The sequence below is a fragment of the Paenibacillus vini genome (genome assembly GCF_018403325.1).
GTDB lineage: Bacteria > Bacillota > Bacilli > Paenibacillales > Paenibacillaceae > Fontibacillus > Fontibacillus vini.
Window position 1 is genome coordinate 284,821 of the sequence record NZ_BOSL01000001.1, and the last position, 17,483, is coordinate 302,303.

General features: G+C 48.1%; 21 protein-coding genes. 14 read left to right on the forward strand and 7 right to left on the reverse strand.

The window, feature by feature from the left end; translation table 11 throughout:
* Nucleotides 1–18 precede the first annotated feature (18 nt).
* The gene (locus tag KJS57_RS26755) at nucleotides 19–264 is read left to right on the forward strand and encodes a TetR-like C-terminal domain-containing protein (protein WP_213653476.1); all 246 of its coding nucleotides are present in this window, start codon (nucleotides 19–21) and stop codon (nucleotides 262–264) included.
* Nucleotides 265–382: 118 nt separating this feature from the next.
* Here the strand turns inward: KJS57_RS26755 and KJS57_RS01370 are convergent, their stop codons facing one another.
* Genes KJS57_RS01370 through KJS57_RS01390 form a run of 5 tightly spaced genes read right to left on the reverse strand, consistent with a single transcriptional unit; the run spans nucleotide 383 to nucleotide 2,693 of the window.
* The gene (locus KJS57_RS01370; RefSeq protein ID WP_213653477.1) at nucleotides 383–679 is read right to left on the reverse strand and encodes a spore coat protein; all 297 of its coding nucleotides are present in this window, start codon (nucleotides 677–679) and stop codon (nucleotides 383–385) included.
* A 10-nt stretch (nucleotides 680–689) separates the two neighbouring features.
* A complete protein-coding gene (locus KJS57_RS01375) occupies nucleotides 690–890 on the reverse strand; it encodes a hypothetical protein (RefSeq protein ID WP_213653478.1) in 201 nt (66 codons plus the stop codon).
* A 28-nt stretch (nucleotides 891–918) separates the two neighbouring features.
* The gene (locus KJS57_RS01380; protein ID WP_213653479.1) at nucleotides 919–2,055 is read right to left on the reverse strand and encodes a zinc-dependent alcohol dehydrogenase; all 1,137 of its coding nucleotides are present in this window, start codon (nucleotides 2,053–2,055) and stop codon (nucleotides 919–921) included.
* Nucleotides 2,052–2,438: a spore coat protein gene (locus KJS57_RS01385; RefSeq protein ID WP_213653480.1), complete on the reverse strand. Its 387-nt coding sequence runs from the start codon at nucleotides 2,436–2,438 to the stop codon at nucleotides 2,052–2,054. The genes KJS57_RS01380 and KJS57_RS01385 overlap by 4 nt, the downstream gene beginning before the upstream one ends.
* A 12-nt stretch (nucleotides 2,439–2,450) precedes the next feature.
* Nucleotides 2,451–2,693: a spore gernimation protein GerQ gene (locus tag KJS57_RS01390; protein ID WP_213653481.1), complete on the reverse strand. Its 243-nt coding sequence runs from the start codon at nucleotides 2,691–2,693 to the stop codon at nucleotides 2,451–2,453.
* Between the two features lie 183 nt (nucleotides 2,694–2,876).
* Between KJS57_RS01390 and KJS57_RS01395 the strand changes: the two genes are divergently transcribed.
* The 3 genes from KJS57_RS01395 (at nucleotide 2,877) to KJS57_RS26825 (ending at nucleotide 4,990) form a co-directional block, all read left to right on the forward strand.
* Nucleotides 2,877–3,158 (forward strand): hypothetical protein, encoded by a 282-nt coding sequence (locus KJS57_RS01395; protein ID WP_213653482.1) that lies wholly within the window; start codon nucleotides 2,877–2,879, stop codon nucleotides 3,156–3,158.
* A 254-nt stretch (nucleotides 3,159–3,412) separates the two neighbouring features.
* Nucleotides 3,413–4,498, forward strand: a complete 1,086-nt coding sequence (locus KJS57_RS01400; RefSeq protein WP_213653767.1) for an L-dopachrome tautomerase-related protein — start codon at nucleotides 3,413–3,415, stop codon at nucleotides 4,496–4,498.
* Between the two features lie 228 nt (nucleotides 4,499–4,726).
* Complete coding sequence (locus KJS57_RS26825) at nucleotides 4,727–4,990, forward strand: hypothetical protein (RefSeq protein ID WP_444544261.1); 264 nt, start codon at nucleotides 4,727–4,729, stop codon at nucleotides 4,988–4,990.
* 951 nt (nucleotides 4,991–5,941) lie between these two features.
* Here the strand turns inward: KJS57_RS26825 and KJS57_RS01410 are convergent.
* Nucleotides 5,942–7,330, reverse strand: a complete 1,389-nt coding sequence (locus tag KJS57_RS01410) for a glycine--tRNA ligase (RefSeq protein ID WP_244861339.1) — start codon at nucleotides 7,328–7,330, stop codon at nucleotides 5,942–5,944.
* 450 nt (nucleotides 7,331–7,780) lie between these two features.
* Here KJS57_RS01410 and KJS57_RS26370 point away from each other — a divergent pair, with 450 nt between their 5' ends.
* The 10 genes from KJS57_RS26370 (at nucleotide 7,781) to KJS57_RS01460 (ending at nucleotide 15,220) form a co-directional block, all read left to right on the forward strand.
* Nucleotides 7,781–8,266, forward strand: coding sequence for a hypothetical protein (locus KJS57_RS26370; protein ID WP_244861340.1), 486 nt, complete (start codon nucleotides 7,781–7,783; stop codon nucleotides 8,264–8,266).
* Between the two features lie 109 nt (nucleotides 8,267–8,375).
* Nucleotides 8,376–8,798, forward strand: coding sequence for a YugN family protein (locus KJS57_RS01420; RefSeq protein WP_213653483.1), 423 nt, complete (start codon nucleotides 8,376–8,378; stop codon nucleotides 8,796–8,798).
* A gap of 131 nt (nucleotides 8,799–8,929) precedes the next feature.
* Nucleotides 8,930–10,060, forward strand: coding sequence for an SGNH/GDSL hydrolase family protein (locus KJS57_RS01425; RefSeq protein WP_213653484.1), 1,131 nt, complete (start codon nucleotides 8,930–8,932; stop codon nucleotides 10,058–10,060).
* A gap of 108 nt (nucleotides 10,061–10,168) precedes the next feature.
* A complete protein-coding gene (locus KJS57_RS01430) occupies nucleotides 10,169–10,936 on the forward strand; it encodes an AAC(3) family N-acetyltransferase (protein WP_213653485.1) in 768 nt (255 codons plus the stop codon).
* A 198-nt stretch (nucleotides 10,937–11,134) separates the two neighbouring features.
* Nucleotides 11,135–11,563 (forward strand): MarR family winged helix-turn-helix transcriptional regulator, encoded by a 429-nt coding sequence (locus KJS57_RS01435; protein ID WP_213653486.1) that lies wholly within the window; start codon nucleotides 11,135–11,137, stop codon nucleotides 11,561–11,563.
* A gap of 74 nt (nucleotides 11,564–11,637) precedes the next feature.
* Nucleotides 11,638–12,669, forward strand: a complete 1,032-nt coding sequence (locus KJS57_RS01440; protein ID WP_213653487.1) for an NADH:flavin oxidoreductase/NADH oxidase — start codon at nucleotides 11,638–11,640, stop codon at nucleotides 12,667–12,669.
* 177 nt (nucleotides 12,670–12,846) lie between these two features.
* Nucleotides 12,847–13,413 carry a matrixin family metalloprotease gene (locus KJS57_RS01445; protein ID WP_213653488.1) on the forward strand — a complete coding sequence of 189 codons (567 nt, stop codon included), beginning with the start codon at nucleotides 12,847–12,849 and terminating at the stop codon, nucleotides 13,411–13,413.
* Between the two features lie 11 nt (nucleotides 13,414–13,424).
* Entirely contained in the window at nucleotides 13,425–14,057 is a 633-nt protein-coding gene (locus KJS57_RS01450; protein ID WP_213653489.1) for a hypothetical protein, read from the forward strand.
* 192 nt (nucleotides 14,058–14,249) lie between these two features.
* A complete protein-coding gene (locus KJS57_RS01455; protein WP_213653490.1) occupies nucleotides 14,250–14,645 on the forward strand; it encodes a tetratricopeptide repeat protein in 396 nt (131 codons plus the stop codon).
* A gap of 89 nt (nucleotides 14,646–14,734) precedes the next feature.
* The gene (locus KJS57_RS01460; protein WP_211024849.1) at nucleotides 14,735–15,220 is read left to right on the forward strand and encodes a pyridoxamine 5'-phosphate oxidase family protein; all 486 of its coding nucleotides are present in this window, start codon (nucleotides 14,735–14,737) and stop codon (nucleotides 15,218–15,220) included.
* A gap of 359 nt (nucleotides 15,221–15,579) precedes the next feature.
* Here the strand turns inward: KJS57_RS01460 and KJS57_RS01465 are convergent, their stop codons facing one another.
* Entirely contained in the window at nucleotides 15,580–17,448 is a 1,869-nt protein-coding gene (locus tag KJS57_RS01465) for a sialate O-acetylesterase (protein ID WP_213653491.1), read from the reverse strand.
* Between the last annotated feature and the right edge of the window lie 35 nt (nucleotides 17,449–17,483).

The window sequence follows — 17,483 nt, forward strand, 5'->3', positions numbered from 1 at the left end:
TTTGAATGGGGCGCGTCATTGGGGAATGGCGCGCTTCGCAACCGCTTATATGATATCATTGCGCAGACAGTAACCGAGGTTATCGGTGTAAAGTCAGAAAACAGCGCATTTTCAAATAGTGTAACCACTCATTTTTTGACTTCGGGGTTTATTGGAGTATTGGAATGGTGGATCAATAACTCTATGCCTTGCAATGTGCAGGAAACTACTGAGCAACTTATGTTTTTGCTGGAACCATACACCAGGCACCTTGTATCACACTAATCTATTTTGCATATGCGCTGTGCAGGTAGTGGCGCAAGTGGTACTCTTAATTCGGCTAAAATCAAAAAACGCGCCTGAACCATTGTGGTTTGCGCGTTTTGTTGGAATGAATACAGTGTCAGGACGAAATGTTCATAGCGGTCTGAATATTTTTCAGATCAAGCTGAATTTGCTCTGGAATATGGTAAGGATGGTATAAACCATGCTGCACCATGTAATTTGAAATCTTTTCATGAGAGTCTATGGCTTCATCGAGCTGTTTCACCAAAATTTGTTTGATTTCGGGGGAAGTACATTCGGTCACAGCCATGGCGTAGGTTCTTACTCCGCTCTTGGCATTCATCAAAAAATCCATTGCGATCACGTCATCGGTCAGCATATGAAGACCTGTCAGGTGTTCTAATAATGGGTTCATTTTTTATCTCCTATACAGTCACTTTGGACAGCACTCCACCAAGCTCCTGAAGTTGCTGTTGTGATAATTGAACATCTTGCTGCAAAATTTGCATGAGTTCCGGATCGGTTACCAGAGCTTGCATCGTTTTTGATTTGGTCATGCAAACGGTCTTGAACGCGGTTATTTCATGAACCTCCAGCATCTCATGCAAAGCGTAATTGGAATTCATTCGTTTTGTCCTCCCATGTATCCATATTTTAAGGCTTTAAGATGACTTTGATGCAATTATCTGTTTTCGTATCAAACACTTCATAGCCGCGCTTAGCCTCGCTGAGCGGAATGACGTGCGTAACAATGTCTCCAGGGTCAACTTTGCCCGACGTTACCAACTCGTACATATACGGCATATAGTGAACGACTGGAGCTTGTCCGGACCGTATATTCACATTACGCTGCATGATGTCGCCGAGCGGGAATCCGTTATATCGTCCTCCGTATACCCCAGTAATTTGGATGGTCCCGCCTTTACGGACAGCCTGAGATGCAATGATAAATGCGCTCAGGGTCCCGCCTTGCAGTTTCAAACCGCTGGCTAGAAATTCGAGATCGCTCATCTTGCCATCCATTCCTACCGCATCAATCACAACATCTGCGCCGCCTTTGGTCATTTCCTTGAGATTGTTGCCAATATTCATATCCTTTTCGAAGTTTACGATTTCAACATTGTTCGTTCGTTTCGCATGCTGTAAGCGGTAATCAACATAGTCAACGGCGATGACCCGCTTTGCTCCCTTCAGCCAGCAGAATTTTTGGGCCAGAAGTCCGACCGGTCCGCATCCCAGCACGATGACCGTATCTCCATTCTTGACGCCCGCATTATCTACACTCCAGAATGCCGTCGTCATGGCATCGGCGATCAAGCTTAGCTTTTCGTCTGGTTGCTCGCAGTTTTCTGGAATCTTGAAGTGGGTGAAATTAGCAAACGGAACTCGTAAATACTCGGCTTGCCCGCCAGGGTAACCACCGGTTGTTCCGGAGTAGCCGAAATATGCACCCATATCGCCATGTTCGTTTGAATTGTCGCATTGGCTTTCCAGCTGATTCTTACAATAAAAGCATTCTCCACAAGCGATGTTGAAAGGGATGATCACCCGGTCGCCTTTCTTTACCTTGGTCACTCCAGGGCCTACTTCTTCTACAATCCCCATCGGTTCATGCCCGATAACATAGTTTTCCTGAAGGTTAGGGATCATCCCGTGAATCAGGTGAAGGTCCGAACCGCAAATGGCGGAACTGGTGACTCTTACAATCATATCGTCCGGTTTCTCAATCCTTGGATCCGGCACCTCTTTGACCACGACATTTTTAATTCCTTGATACGTTACCGCCTTCATGCTTTGTGTCCTCCAATATGTTCATCCGGGGTCCGATCAAACATCCCTTTACGGGAGGTATCATCCGGGAACAAATTCATCTGCCCGATCATTAATGTATTTTTCGCCGAAAGCTGGTCGAGTTGGTACTGTTCGTTCAGCTCGTAAGGATGGAACCATTTTTTGCGAATCATAAGCTCCGTGATTTCTTGGTGCATTGCAATCCCCTGCTTAAGATGATTGCGCAGCAGCGCTCTTACATCCGGAGAAGCCGTTTCCGTCAGGGCGATGGACAAATTTCGCACACCCTCCTTGGCACGAAGAAGGAAGTCCATTGCAAATGTCATATCCGCCATCTCCGGCATATTTAACGAATTGATCGGGTCTAAATAATCGGTGTTCATTGGCGCTCCCCTTTAATGTATGATAGGTGTCGGGCTATTCGGAACAGGCGCTTGGAATGGAGTTCTTGCATAAATTGCTTGCAGCTCGGCGATCTGTTGCGTGGATAGTATGACGTCCTTCTGCATTAACGCTTTCAGTTCTTGGTCAAATACCAAGCCTTGCATAAGTTTTGACTTAGCGAGGCAGAGCGTTTTGAAGTTTAACGCTTCATGCAGTTCCATCGATTCGTGCGGCGCTAGCGGTTGCATATTCATTAAGAAATGATCCCTCCTTTTTTCATCAAAATTATCTTCTCCTACGCAATGGATCTTATACTAAACTATTGCCGGAAATGGGGGATCCGTATATTCCCATGCAGTCGTAAGAATATAAACAAAATATCAACCACATACTTATTTCTGTTATAATTATTGATCTTCGCGGAAGGGGGACTCACCTTGCCCAATGAAAACAAAGTTGATTTAGCCACTGAAAATGCAAAAAAACCGGCAGAAGGCACACTTCACTCGAGCGGCAATACGCTGGAGCAGCATGCATCTAACGCGGTTTCTGAGGTGCAAGCGGCTTTAAATCAGGCGATAAGCTCGATAAGTGAATCTAATGCGGCAACAAATTCACAAGCTCTGGAGACGGCCCGGCAGCGATTGACCCGAGCAGAGGAATTTTTAGACCAAGCGCAGACTTCAGCAAATGCATTACGTCTGCCGGACCAACAATAAAACGCCGGTAGATTTTTTCAAAAGCCTTCAATTCCACTTTAGCAGTGGTTTTGAAGGCTTTTTCAATATATTTCCGGGGCTGGCCACTGCACTATTCCCCATATTTAGGACGCGTCGTACTAGCCGTCTTCGATACGAACTTGCAGGGTTCCTGTAAATTTTTTTATTTTATTATCCGGGGCAATTGAACCCTGTTCCGTCATATAAATAAGTGATAGAAGTTCGAACCTGTTGAGGAGGACTTTATACAAGTGATGTTACCGAGTGAAAAGTATTTTGGAAAATTTGAGGCGGTTTTTTTATTCTACGGAGCCATGCCTACAGGCGTTACTGTTTCTGAAACCGGGCGTATTTTCATTTGCTTTCCAAAATGGGGAGACGACGTTAGATTTACGGTGGCTGAAATTGTTCATGGTACATTACATCCTTATCCTAGTTTAGAAGCCAATGTGGTAAGCCCATCGAATATCACAACGTCATTCATTAGTGTCCAAAGTGTCGTTGCCGATGGAAAGGGTACGCTTTGGGTACTGGATACAGGAGCGCCTAATTTCTCAGAACCCATTAAAGGGGGGGCCAAGTTAGTCGCTGTTGATTTAAATTCAAATACTATAAAAAGGGTGTATACATTTGCGGAAGATGTTGTCCTGCCAACCACTTATTTGAATGATGTCCGATTTGATTTTCGTGTCGGTAAAGCAGGTTATGCTTATATAACGGATTCCTCTTCCCGAGGACCAGGAGCTATTATTGTCGTTGATTTAGAAACCGGTTATGCCTGGAGAAGGTTAAACGGGGCTTATGCAACTTCGCCCGATCTCTTTTTCTTACCAAAAGTTGAAGGTAAAATCCTGATGAATCGAAACCAAGACGGATCTACTTCACCCTTTAGATTGTCATCCGATGGTATAGCGATTTCCCCGGACGGCAAGATGTTGTATTTTTGTCCTCTCTCCAGTCGTCATCTGTACTCGATTTCAACGGAAGCTCTAAGAGACCGAACGATACCGGAAACGAATTTACAGTATCACGTGAAGTATTGGGGGGAAAAAGGCGCTTCAGATGGAATGATCACCGATGCAAAAGGAAACATTTATGCTGGAGACTATGAAAACAATAGTATTCGAAAGATATTGCCGAATGGAATAATGGAAACCATTGCACATGACCCGAGAATTTTATGGCCGGATACTTTTTCTATTGGTCCAGATCAATACTTATATTTCATCGTGAACCAATTACATCGGCAGTCGAGATTCCATTATGGAAATGACCTGCGGCAGAAGCCTTATAGTTTACTCCGTATGAAAATAGCCCAACCACCTGCTCCTACCTTTTAGAAAATACTTCACTGAAAATGTTTTTATGACTTATAGTTATTAAGAAATTGGAGGCTGCCGTTCGGCAGCCTGTTTAGCTTAACGGGAGGCGTAAGGCCAATGAATATTTAATAACTTTATTTCAAACCCGGACCTTTCTATAGGCGGGTTTGTTTCGTTTACGGCATTTTAAACGTCCATGCGGATGAGGTGGACTGGATTATTAAGCATAACGGGAAATTTGCACATATGAGAAACGCAACGATCGATGATTTTGAAGTATTAGATATTCACCGGGTGCAGGCTTGCAAGCCGAACCGCATCCGTAAAGCCGGGCATGTTCACCATTACCGTCGTGCTGCTGATCCCTCCGGCTTGATAAGCCTCGATAATTCCTTGGTTTACGCCTGGAGACAGGCCGAAATCGTCGGACGGGTTGAGGCGTATGCCTGTCTTTTTTATTTGTTTTGTTTTGTGTGCTTAATTTGTATTGTTAATGATTCCTTGTTATAGGCATACGAACAAATTCTACTGGACATTACAATTCACTGATCGATTACAGGGCATTTACCGCAAGGCTTTTTCACCTATTCATGATAGTTACAAATAGGCACTTAATGAAGGGCTCTAGGTAGAAATCCAATCTAAAAATAATTGAAATCATAATATATACCCAAACAGGAGGTGTTTCTCATAATAGAATCTAGATGTGTAAAAAAACCGGAAATTTCAAAAAGAAAATTGCGACGGCACTGTGTTTTAAAGAAAAGAAAGCGTCACTTCACAAAGCTCATTGTTAAGTGTCCCCCGCCAAAAGTAAATGTTACGGCAGCCGCTGGACCTCAGGGCATACCTGGGCCTCAAGGACCTCAAGGACCTGCCGGGGCGAACGGGAATACAGGGCCAATCGGACCCCAGGGGCCTCAGGGAGCAACAGGACTCCAAGGGCCTCAGGGAGAAACAGGGCCCCAAGGACCTCGGGGAGAGCAGGGTGTTCCAGGCCCAGGAATATGGCCAATATTTCTTGCCTCGGACAACTTGAGCCCAAATAACTTTTTGGGTTTAGGAACAGCTGGCCAAGGTGCCCAAGGGGCAGAATCAAACAATGTGGTTATTCCCCGAAGCGGTACAATCACGACTTTGGTGTTTACAGTCCGAACAGAGGTTGCTAGGCCGATTACAGCGACTGTATTCATCAGTACCGATAATGGGGCTAACTTCAATCCAACTTCTCTTACTGTAACGATCAATGAAGGGCAATCTTGCCGAAGTGTCACGGGAAGTGTTCCAGTGGCGGAATGCGACTTAATCAATGTTTTTGTAACAGCTCCGAATGCTCTGCAGGCGGGTGCAGCAGCTACTCTCCTGATGCAAATCTGAACTTAAGAACTGCCATACTGCTGAAGTATCGTACGATTGGCGGTAAAAAATCCCCCTCCGCTTATTCGCGAGAGGGGGAGGGCTTTAGAACTTGATCCGATCGCTTAAGAATTGCTTCAAGTCCGCGATTGGCATCCGTACCTGCGTCATGGAGTCGCGTTCGCGTACGGTGACTTGGCCGTCGGTCTCGGACTCGAAGTCGTAGGTGATGCAGTACGGCGTACCGATTTCGTCATGGCGGCGGTACCGTTTACCGATGGAGCCGGTATCGTCATAGTCGACCATGAAATCGGAGGTCAATTCCGCAAACACGCGCTGAGCTCCGTCGTTGAGCTTCTTCGACAGCGGGAAGATGGCCGCTTTGAACGGCGCGAGCGCAGGATGAAGGCGGAGCACGGTCCGGCTGTCGTCGCCTTCCAGCTGCTGCTCTTCATAGGCATCGACGAGGAAGGCCAACGTTACGCGGTCGGCTCCGAGCGATGGCTCGATACAGTAAGGAACATAGCGCTCGTTCGACTCTTGATCGATGAAGTTGAAGTCCTCGCCGGAATGCTCCGCATGCTGCTTCAGATCATAATCGGTCCGGTCGGCGATGCCCCACAGCTCGCCCCAGCCGAACGGGAAGCGGTACTCGATGTCGGTCGTAGCGTTACTGTAGTGGGACAGCTCGTCTTCCGAGTGATCGCGCAGGCGCATGTTTTCTTCGTTCATGCCGAGCGATAATAGCCAATCGCGGCAGAAGCCGCGCCAGAATTCGAACCATTTGAGGTCCTCGCCAGGCTTGCAGAAGAACTCCAACTCCATTTGCTCGAACTCCCGCGTACGGAACGTAAAGTTCCCCGGGGTGATCTCGTTCCGGAAGCTCTTGCCGATTTGCCCGATGCCGAACGGCATTTTCTTCCGCATGGTGCGCTGCACGTTTTTAAAGTTGACGAAGATCCCCTGCGCTGTTTCCGGGCGAAGATAGATCTCGTTGGTGCTGGACTCCGTAACCCCTTGGAACGTCTTGAACATGAGATTGAACTGGCGAATATCCGTGAAGTCGTTGCTTCCGCAATCAGGGCAGACGATTTGGTGCTCATCGATCAGGGCTTTCATCTGGTCAAACGACAGGCCGTCGACGACCATCTCAATGCCTTTAGCATCAAGAGCGTTCTCGATGATTTTATCCGCGCGATGGCGCGCTTTGCACTGCTTGCAGTCGATCATCGGATCGTTGAAGTTGCCGACGTGGCCCGAGGCCACCCAAGCCCGCGGATTCATCAGAATCGCTGCGTCTAGGCCAACATTGTAAGGGGACTCTTGAATGAATTTTTTCCACCAAGCACGTTTGATGTTGTTCTTCAGCTCGACGCCGAGCGGACCGTAATCCCAAGTGTTCGCCAGACCGCCGTAAATTTCCGACCCCGGAAAAATAAATCCGCGATGCTTGGCCAGTGCGACGACTTGATCCATAGTTTTGGTACTGCTCATAGTTGATCTCTCCTTCGATTATTAAGTTGCTTCAGATGCCCGCTAACCGGAAACGTTAAAAAAAAGCCCCCGTCACAAAGGCATCCTACGACCGATGCCTAGGGACGAGAGCTGTATGCACCCGCGGTTCCACCCTAGTTGACGACCCTTGCGGGATCGCCCTCTTTTTCCGAGACTCCGGCTCCGGACTGCCTTTTCCTTGATGTTGCCCCCGGGCTCTCACCGTCCCCGAATCGCTGAATGAGCAAGTCAATCAAGTACTATTGGTCCATCATAGCCAGAATAATTATTTGTAGTAATTTTATATCAAAGTGAAGCAATACTCAAGCGGCAATAAATTTTGGCTTAAGCATATATGCCCAGAGCCAAAGTCTCAGTTACAGCCCGAAACCCCTTATGATAAAATTATTAAAATTGTTAATGTTAAAATTTTCATAATGGGGTGTTTCTGTGAAACAAGGACTGAAGTTATGGTTTGGACTTCCAATTTTGTTGATTCTGATATTTATGCTTGCGGCATGTGGTTCCTCGGGCCCGTCCCAGGCTGAATATAACAGCTTGAACGAAAAGGTCGCCGGGTTGGAGCAACAGTTGGCCGAGCTGGAGAAGGACTTGGAAGGCATGAAGTCGAACGCGGCCGCGGCGAGTGTCGATGTCCCGGAAGGTGAAGACACCGCTGCGCTCACTCCGGTAGTCGAGGTTCCGACCGGTAAAGGAGACGGCGTTCTGATTACCCTGGCGCAGTACGAAAAAACAGAAGTAGGCATGACCTACAAAGAAGTGGCCGAGATTTTAGGTGGAGACGGAGAGGCGGTCAGCGAGGCGGAGGATATGGTGATTTATTCTTATCAAGGCGCTGGAGATTTTGGTGCCAACGCCGTGTTCTCGTTTCACAAGGGGAAGCTGTTGACCAAGGCCCAAGCGGGACTTGAATAAGGGGAGTTAAGTCGAAAAGGCCGGAGCTGCTTCCGGCTTTTTGTGTTTTAAAGCGTGGCATCCTGGGAATGAATAGATGTTATAACATCCGATTCAGGAGGAAGCTGCCATGTTAAGTATCCCGTCCAGTATTGAAGGAAAACGCGCATTTTACGGTGACTTTTGTAGAAATGTAGAAAGGGAGGGCTTCCATATTTGCGGGAGCTGGGAGTATTATTCCGCCTTTTTTGATTCCATTCTCTATCAGAATGAAGGCATAACTATTTATTTAAGGCTGCCGACAAGGGTCATTGAAGGCCGTTTGGACCGGGACAATGCCTTGCTTGAATTTGACCGTCCCTTCCTGATCAAGCATATCGTTCATACGGGGATCGATACCGAGACGGATTTTGGAGCGTTGGCCGCGGTCGGGTTAAACCAATTCCAAAAGCCGATCGACCCCGATGACCGGATTGAACAGGAAGCGAAATGGCGGCAGATCGGTGAGCAAGCCATCAACCGAATCAGCGGATACGTCCACGAGAAGATATGAGGAGCCTTCGGCTTCTCTTTTTTTATTGGAAAATAGAAATTGAAAGACCGGATTAGTACAGCCCTTTTGCCGCTAATGCATTAAACTATATATAACTTAGTGAATAGCGCCGAAGGAGATGGAAAATAACCATGCAGCCTAATAAGAACTTAAAACAGCAGGGATTATCAGATATTGAGCATTTGAAGGTACACGGCAGAACCACGGGAAGTCTTTCGCCCTTAACCCTGTTCTGGACAGGGAGCGCCGTGGAGTTTAATGCCAGAGGATCGGAGCTTTGGATTGAATTCGAGGTTGACTATGAGGTGTACGAACCCTGGATCGGCATCGTAATCAACGGTGCAGCGGTAAGCCGGCAAATGCTTGTAGCGGGAAGGTACTGGGTCTGCGTGTTCAGGGGCATGAATCCGGATGCAGTAAAGAACGTGCGCATTGTAAAAGAACTGCAGGCCATGAGCGGGGATCCCGGCTGTACGTTGCAAATCCATGCGGTGAAGTTTGACGGAGAATTTCTCCCCGTGGAGGACAAGCCATACAAGCTGGAATTCATAGGAGACAGCATTACTTCGGGTGAAGGAACTGTCGGGGCTAAAGCCGAAGAAGACTGGATTCCGATGTGGTTTAGCGCCTTGGACAATTATACGGCTATGACGGCTGACGCCTTGAATGCCGAGTACCGGGTCATTTCCCAAAGCGGTTGGGGCGTGCTTACCGGTTGGGATAACAATCCGAATTGTAATCTTCCCGACCATTATGAGCAGGTCTGCGGTCTTCTTGCCGGACCGAAGAATGAAGCTCTCGGAGCCTTTCAAGCCAATGATTTTGACGCCTGGCAGCCGGATGCCGTAATTATCAACCTTGGAACGAACGATGGGGGCGCTTTTCAATCCCCGGAATGGAGGGACGCCGTAACGGGAGAAACCCGCAAGCAGAGGTTGTTGGAAGACGGAACCTATCATGAAGAGGATTTAAAATCTTTTGAACAGGCCGTCTCCGGATTTCTTGCGAAGCTCAGAACCTATAATAAACAGGCGCACCTGGTCTGGGCTTATGGCATGTTGGGGATCCCGATGCTGCCGGCGATCTACCGGGGCGTGGATGCTTATGTCCGCGAAACGGGGGACAAGCGGGTTTCCGTGTTTCAGCTCCCCAATATGACGGAGGAAACCGTCGGTTCCCGGAGCCATCCGGGCGTAGAGGCTCACCACAAGGCAGCCAAGGAGTTGTCCGGGTATCTCCAGGAGATCTTACGGCAGGTTTGACAAATCGTCGACGGAAACTTTGGAGTCGGACACTCTCCATCCGGAACATGATAGAATGGATGCAGCACCATCAAAAAGAACAAAAATACGTACAGCCGGAGGTTTGTCATGCACACGAAGTTATCCTTGATGAAGCAACTGGAGGATGCGGGGATCCGTCGTCAAGGCACCTTGCTTATGCATTCGTCAATGAAGAAGATCGGGGAAGTGGACGGAGGAGCAGACACTGTTTTGGATGCGCTTTCGGAATATATGAAAGACGGATTACTGGTATTGCCCACCCATACCTGGTCTACTATTAATGCCGATAATCCCAAATTTTACGTCGAGACGTCCGAAGTCTGCGTCGGCATTCTTCCGGAGCTGTTCCGCAAGCGTCCGGGCGTGATTCGCTCGCTTCACCCGACCCACTCGGTAGCTGCGCTCGGCAAGGACGCGGCTGAGTTTACGACCGGGGATGAACGCTGGGATACGCCTTGTCACCGTCAGTCGGCTTGGGGCAGACTTCTCGACAGGCAGGCTACAATTATACTCGTAGGTGTCGACCTGCGCAGAAATACGTTCATCCACGGCATCGAGGAATGGGTGGACATCCCGGGAAGAATGACGGACGAACATGAACAGCTATATACCGTGCTGGGAGACGGCACTGAAATTTCCGTACCTTCGCGGCGCCACTGCGGACTGCCCTGGTCGGAGCATTTCTGGAAAGTCGAGAGCGTGCTAGAAGAGCAAGGTGCGCTAAGCCGTGCCAGTTTGGGGGATGCGGAAGTGCTGGTATGCGATACGGTTAAGACTACGGAGATCCTTAGCGATATGCTGCGGGCCAATCCGGATTTATTCTCGGATAATGAGCCGTTGGAGACCTTGGCATAATAATACACTTTAATCCATAAAAGGGGCGTCCTGGTCTTCTCCGCATGACCTTTTGGGGCTCCCCTTTTTCATATATAAATATTTTTAGGGAGCTACAGCAGTTCTTGTATATAGTTATTGCTTTGGATACAATGTTACAATAATAACGACAATAAGCGCGTATGGCCGCTAGATAACCGGAAAATGGGTGATTGTTATATGGATAGAGAACCGATGAATAGTCTTCTCGGGAATTGGCTATCTTTAACTCAGATGCAAATGGGCATTACCAGCAAGCTGGAGGCTGCCTTGCAAGAGAAGCACCAGCTACCGCTCAACGAATTTTATTTGCTGTTGTTTCTTTCGGAGGCCCCGGAGAAAAAGTTGAAGCTGCAACAACTGGAGGATATGGTGGGCTTGAGCCAAAGCGCGGTGTCCAGGCTGGTGAGCCGCTTTGAAGCCAAAGGCTGCGGAGCCCTGCAAAGAACGATTTGCGAAGAGGACCGCAGAGCCGTGTACACTTCGATAACACCTATAGGGGAAGCCAAGCTGGAGAAGGCGCTGCCTACATTTCAGGCTGTACTTGCCGAAGAGATGTCCGGTGCGAAGTTTCAAAACTTGCTGCAGCAAATCATTATTAAACCCTGATGCTTGACGTTGAGACTCAGGCATGCTAATTTATATGCATGCGCATGCATTTTAATATTGGAGGAGATAATACGATGAACCAGCTGTTTAGCCCCTACAGTTTGAAGGGATTAGAATTAAAGAATCGCGTCGTTATGCCCCCGATGTGTCAATACTCCGTAACCGAAAAAGACGGAATCGCCAACGACTGGCACTATAATCATTATGTGAGCCGGGCCATTGGCGGCACGGGTCTTATCATCATAGAAATGACGGACGTGGAGCCCGACGGGCGCATTTCCGACTACGACTTGGGGTTGTGGTCCGATGAGCAAGTTCCGGCCTTAGCCCGCATTGTGGATGCTGTTCATCAGCACGGGACAAAAATAGGTATTCAAATCGCCCATGCCGGACGTAAAGCGGAGGATGCCGCCGTTCCGGTTGCGCCTTCGGCCATTCCTTTTGACGAGAAATCGAAGACGCCTAGAGCCCTTTCCACGGATGAAGTGAAGGAAAAGGTGGAGAAATTCCGCCTTGCCGTAAGACGTGCCGTTCAAGCCGGCTTTGATACGATTGAGCTTCATGGCGCTCACGGCTACCTGATTCATCAGTTCCATTCGCCGCTGACGAACCAAAGAACCGATGAATACGGGAAAGATTTGACCTTGTTCGGAAGAGAAGTCATTCAGGCCGCGAAGAGCGAGATGCCTGCCGATATGCCGCTCATTATGCGGATTTCCGCGCAAGAATACGTGGAAGGCGGATATGGCATTCAAGAGAGCATCGCCATTTCGAAGGCCTATCAAGAGGCTGGTGTAGACATGTTCCACATCAGCGCAGGGGGAGAAGGCCCCATCGCCGCTTGGGGCAGACCGGGTACCCATGCTGCGTACCAGGTTCCGCTGGCTAGAGACATCAAGCAGGCGCTGGATGTGCCGGTGATCGCCGTCGGCAGACTGGATGAGCCGGTACTGGCCAATGCCGTCATCGGGAACGAAGACGCGGATTTGGTTGCCGTGGGAAGAGGCATGCTGAGAAATCCGTTCTGGACACTGGAGGCTTCCGTGAAGCTTCGCCAAGGAAATGTGATTCCTCAACAACTTGTTACCGGATTCCCAAGATCGTAAAAACGAAGACCCTTTATATAGAAACCGCTCCTGATTCCGGGGCGGTTTTTTTACATTTACGTGACCCTTATCCACGGGAGAAGGTTGAATTTTTGGAATTATTTCCTAACCATAACGAAACTTTTTTTGGTAAAATATGCGTTTTAATATATATAAATAGAAGGAGGTAAATAAAAAATGCAGTTATCAAAGAAACCGTTTTATAAAAGTTGGAAGCTTCTAAGTTTATTACTTCCGTTATTAAGTACTACTTTATTAATTAGCCAGGTAGATGCTTATCACTTAAATGGTTCAAGAGTGGATAGGCCAAACCAAATTAAGTATTGGTTCGATAGTTCAATTTCACAAATTGGATACACCTCTGCGGCTACTCATGGTAGCACAGCATGGAATGGAGTCCCTGGTGTGAACTTAAAGATTAATGCGACTGCTACAACATCAGCATCTTCTGCTGATGTTAAATGGTATGCAGCTAGTGCAAATAATGACCTTGGACAGTTTTACGCGCATTGTGAGTGGTCGGGTGGGTTGGCTTCAAGATCAGTAATTAGTATCAACACTGCAAGATTTAAGAATATAGATACTGACCAACAAAAGGAAACTACCGCTCATGAAATGGGGCATGCTCTAGGCTTAGACCACGAAGACGATGTTCCTGCGATAATGGTATCATCCGGATGGGAAAATAGTGTCTATCCTGTACAAGATGATAAAGATGGTATTTATCATATATATATTGATTAAGGAGGTAAACTATGAAACGGCGCAATATATTTCTTGCTATAAGCTTAATCACCATAATAGCTATTTCATCAATTGGACTTTTAAATAATAAGGATGAGAAAGCCCATGATAGGGTGAAATATATTAACTCTTCAGCTAAAATCATCAGTTACAGCGATTTTAATAATTTTGATACTACTGCAGAGCTAATTATCAAAGGAGCCAAGGATCGTGTGATAGAAACAATCCTTGATAAGGACTCAATGGGAGATGTTATAAGTTACGGAACTAAATCAGCTATAAAAGTAAATAAAGTTTTTAAAACTAATAATGAAAATATTACTGAGGGTTCAGAAGTCGTTATTCAAGAAAATGGAGCAACTGAAAAAACAGAAGACGGTATAGCTATCTATGGTGTAGAGGGATACCAAATGATGAATGAAAACGAGGAATATTTACTCTTTTTAGACAAGAGTCTAACTGACCCCAATATTTACTTTGTTAAAGGTGTTTACTATGGGAAGGTACCTCTTGAAGAGCCAAACAAGAGTAAGATACAAAACATCAATGAAGCTAATTCATTTGATTTACAGTATAAAGGTGAACCTACTGATAAACTAAAGCAAATCTTCAAAGATGCACTAAATAAATATGGAGATAAATAGCAAATAGACAATGAGTCCGTACCCAAACCGCTCCTATTTCCGGGGCGGTTTTTTTTACATTTACGTGACCCTTGTCCTCAAGAACCGGTTAATTTGGATGAATCGCCTCAGCGCCATTGGGAAACCTGTCCTGAAAATGGTAAAGTAATGGTTAGAGAACAGTTAGGATGTTATCCGGGAGGCGTTAGAGTAATGACAAGAGAAGAACTGATCGCGCAATTGAATAAGTGGCATGAGAACGACGAATACCAAAAAATCGTGGATGAAATTATAACGATTCCAACCCCATTGGTCGATGACGAGTTGGCCGTTCATTTGGGGCGTGCTCTGAATAACCTGGGACGTTATAAAGATGCGCTCAAATGGTTCAACAAGATAGACGAAGAGGGGCGGAATAACCCGCTCTGGCATTTCCGTGTCGGGTACGCTCATTATTATCTGGATCAGAATGAGGAAGCGGTCAAAGAATTCGAAATCGCTCACCAAATGGATCCGGAAGATGAAGATACGCTGGAGTTTCTGGAATGGAGCCGGAAAGAAGCGGCTCAGGCTAAAGAAGAAGAGGAAACGGAAGAGTCCGAATCGTAAATCCGAGACGCTTATGGTTAGTCCTGCGGCATTCTGTTTATGATAACAGTGAAGCATGTGATGGATAAAACCTAGAGAGGTGATAAACCATGTCGAATATACCGACAGCTAACCAGGAAGCGATCGAAACGGTCCGGGATTTGATTAAAGGGATCGATACCGCCATGCTGACCACGGTCACGGAAGAAGGGCTGGTATCGCGTCCGCTGAAAACTCAGGAGGTTGAATTTGACGGCGACCTGTGGTTCCTGACGATGGCTGACACAGACAAATACGAGGAAATCCAGCACAACCCGAACGTAAATGTGGCTTACGTGGGTAAATCTTACGTGTCCATACGCGGGACGGCGGAACTGGTGAGGGATCGGGCCAAGATCAAGGAATTCTGGAATATGGCGTACGAGAAGCTGCTGGAAACCACCAGCGACGACCCGAACCTGGTATTGATCAAGGTCAAAGCCGATACGGCGGAGTACTGGGAAACAGGCAGCAAAACCAAAATGGTGAAGCGTCTGTTCTCCAAATTGACGGGAAAACATTCCGATACGGAGATTAACAAAACCGTCGATCTTTAAAATAAGATGAAAAGGGCCGTCCGGGAGAAATATCTCCGGGACGGCCCTTATTTTTTGCTTAACCTTACCCTTGAGCTCCTGGAGCTTCCGTGCTGATCTGCCATTTGACACCGAACTTGTCCTCCAGGCGGCCAAGTTCTTTTAACGGACACCAGGAACGCTATTTCCTCAAATTTGGCTCTTTATATATTCTAACGGACGCCACAGCCCTTAACGGGGCTTGGTCAATAGATTTCGGGCGAATTTCTACATTTTAGCGGCTCCTATGTCCGTTAAAATTCCAAACTTACATTTTTGCGCGGTTTAACGGCTTCTGTGTCCGTTAGAAGTTGGCCCTATCACTGCCTGTGGCGGGGCCTCTAGTTATACCGGAGTTTCTTAGTGAACGGCGAGGCCGGTAAACCCTCCCGATTATATAAATTGGCTTTGGCCGGATTATTCGACCAGGCATACCGGACATGGGACGGCTGGTCGATCTTGTCGTGTGTAACGATAACGGTATTGCCGGAGATCGCGGCCTTCGCAGGGACGAAGGTTCCGTCCGGACCACACACTTCGAATCCACGAAGTTCGCTGTCTCCATTACGAACAGTAAGGCCGGTCCCGGTCTGATCGAAATGAAGAAGCAGGGAATTCCCGCTGCGTTCCATCGAATGAAACAACGGGCCGCTGTACACCAGGCTTTCCTCGCCATAGGCGGCTTTTCTGGCCCCAAGCGCAAGCCGCTGTCCCACCGATTTCTTATCCTGGGGATGCAGATCGTTATATTCCCCGATATCGTACGTAACCGCCATCGCGGTGCCTGGAATTCGCAAGCACTTTCTTTGCTCCTCCCGGAGCTCGGCCCAATCCGTTTGAGGGCCGTCCGCCTCGCCTAAATTGGCGAGCTGCGTAAAGATAAACGGAAATTCGCCGATATCCCAGTTGCGGCGCCAATCGCCAACCATGGCGGCAAACTTCTCGCTGTACCCGGCGGGCTGCCCGGCATTGGATTCTCCCTGATACCACAAGGCTCCTTTGATCCGATAGTTTCGCAAAGGCGAAATCATGCTGTTGTAAACGCCGGAAGACATATATTGAAAGAAGGTTTGGGGCTGCATCGCCTCGGTCACCGTGCCGATCCGGTACTTCCAGACGCCCTCCAAGTCCAGCTCCTGTCCGTCGGCCACCAGCTTGTAAGGCATGTCTTTGATGAAGGACCCGGTGCTCTGGGTGCTGATCACGCGAACGGCAATGGAATTAACGCCAGGCTTCAACAGCCCTTCGGGAACAGGGTAGCGTCTGGGCGGGTACATGTATCCCGTATTGCCGATACAAACCCCGTTAATATACGTATCGTCCGCGTCCACGATCGTTCCCAGCTTTAGCAGAACCTCGCTTTCCGCCAGGGAGGCAGGGACTTCGAATTCCTTTCGGAACCAGACGGCGCCGCGCAGCGATTCCAATTCACTGCCCGACCAGGAACCGGGCACTACAAAGTCTTCCCAATCCGAAGTATCCCACGCGTCGCGGAACCAACCTTCTTTAAGGCCCAAGTCGGTCTCGTTAAGTCGGCCGTACCAGGCTTGGTTACGTTCCTCTTCTTTCACTTTGGTACCGGTTACATAGTTGTCGTCCTTACATTGATCCAATATGTCTTCATAGCCGCCGAGGCCTCGCAGCGTTGGCTCGCTGATCCAGGCTTCGACCGGCGTTCCGCCTACCGCGGCGTGAATCAGTCCCACCGGCACGCCATAACGCTCCTGGATCTCCCGCGCAAAGAAGAAGCCGGCCGCGCTGAAATTCAGAATATGCTCCTGCGTTGCCGCGATCCATTGCCCACCCGATAACTCCTGCTGCGGAGCATGGAAATTATAAGTTTGAGGTACAGCGAATTGGCGAATCAGCGGCAGGTTGACCTGCTTTACTTCATCCGCCAGCAAATCGAGCGTTCTGCGGATCGGCAGCTCCATGTTGGACTGTCCGCCCAGCACCCACACATCGCCTATCAGAATATCCCGAATGACGACCTCCTGATCACCGGATAAGAGTCTCATTTCATACGGGCCGCCCGCTTCCATCTCTTTCAGGGTCGTCCGCCATACGCCGCCCGAATCACTCTGAATGCTGTATTCTTTTTCATTAAAAAAGATCTGCACGGTCTGGTCGGCACCGGTCATTCCCCATAGGGGTATGGCTGAATTTCTTTGCAGTACCATGCCGTCGCTTAAAATGCTGGATAGTCTCATGGTCCACCTCTTAAAGTATGATTTCATTAATCTTA

Coding starts and splice junctions, on each gene's coding strand:
- KJS57_RS01375 (WP_213653478.1), bottom strand. CDS start 890: ATGAATTCCAATTACGCTTTGCATGAGATGCTGGAGGTTCATGAAATA.
- KJS57_RS01465 (WP_213653491.1), bottom strand. CDS start 17,448: ATGAGACTATCCAGCATTTTAAGCGACGGCATGGTACTGCAAAGAAAT.
- KJS57_RS01370 (WP_213653477.1), bottom strand. CDS start 679: ATGAACCCATTATTAGAACACCTGACAGGTCTTCATATGCTGACCGAT.
- KJS57_RS01445 (WP_213653488.1), top strand. CDS start 12,847: ATGCAGTTATCAAAGAAACCGTTTTATAAAAGTTGGAAGCTTCTAAGT.
- KJS57_RS01410 (WP_244861339.1), bottom strand. CDS start 7,330: ATGAGCAGTACCAAAACTATGGATCAAGTCGTCGCACTGGCCAAGCAT.
- KJS57_RS01400 (WP_213653767.1), top strand. CDS start 3,413: ATGTTACCGAGTGAAAAGTATTTTGGAAAATTTGAGGCGGTTTTTTTA.
- KJS57_RS01380 (WP_213653479.1), bottom strand. CDS start 2,055: ATGAAGGCGGTAACGTATCAAGGAATTAAAAATGTCGTGGTCAAAGAG.
- KJS57_RS01450 (WP_213653489.1), top strand. CDS start 13,425: ATGAAACGGCGCAATATATTTCTTGCTATAAGCTTAATCACCATAATA.
- KJS57_RS01440 (WP_213653487.1), top strand. CDS start 11,638: ATGAACCAGCTGTTTAGCCCCTACAGTTTGAAGGGATTAGAATTAAAG.
- KJS57_RS01420 (WP_213653483.1), top strand. CDS start 8,376: ATGTTAAGTATCCCGTCCAGTATTGAAGGAAAACGCGCATTTTACGGT.
- KJS57_RS01430 (WP_213653485.1), top strand. CDS start 10,169: ATGCACACGAAGTTATCCTTGATGAAGCAACTGGAGGATGCGGGGATC.
- KJS57_RS01460 (WP_211024849.1), top strand. CDS start 14,735: ATGTCGAATATACCGACAGCTAACCAGGAAGCGATCGAAACGGTCCGG.
- KJS57_RS01455 (WP_213653490.1), top strand. CDS start 14,250: ATGACAAGAGAAGAACTGATCGCGCAATTGAATAAGTGGCATGAGAAC.
- KJS57_RS26825 (WP_444544261.1), top strand. CDS start 4,727: ATGAGAAACGCAACGATCGATGATTTTGAAGTATTAGATATTCACCGG.
- KJS57_RS01425 (WP_213653484.1), top strand. CDS start 8,930: ATGCAGCCTAATAAGAACTTAAAACAGCAGGGATTATCAGATATTGAG.
- KJS57_RS01385 (WP_213653480.1), bottom strand. CDS start 2,438: ATGAACACCGATTATTTAGACCCGATCAATTCGTTAAATATGCCGGAG.
- KJS57_RS01435 (WP_213653486.1), top strand. CDS start 11,135: ATGGATAGAGAACCGATGAATAGTCTTCTCGGGAATTGGCTATCTTTA.
- KJS57_RS01390 (WP_213653481.1), bottom strand. CDS start 2,693: ATGAATATGCAACCGCTAGCGCCGCACGAATCGATGGAACTGCATGAA.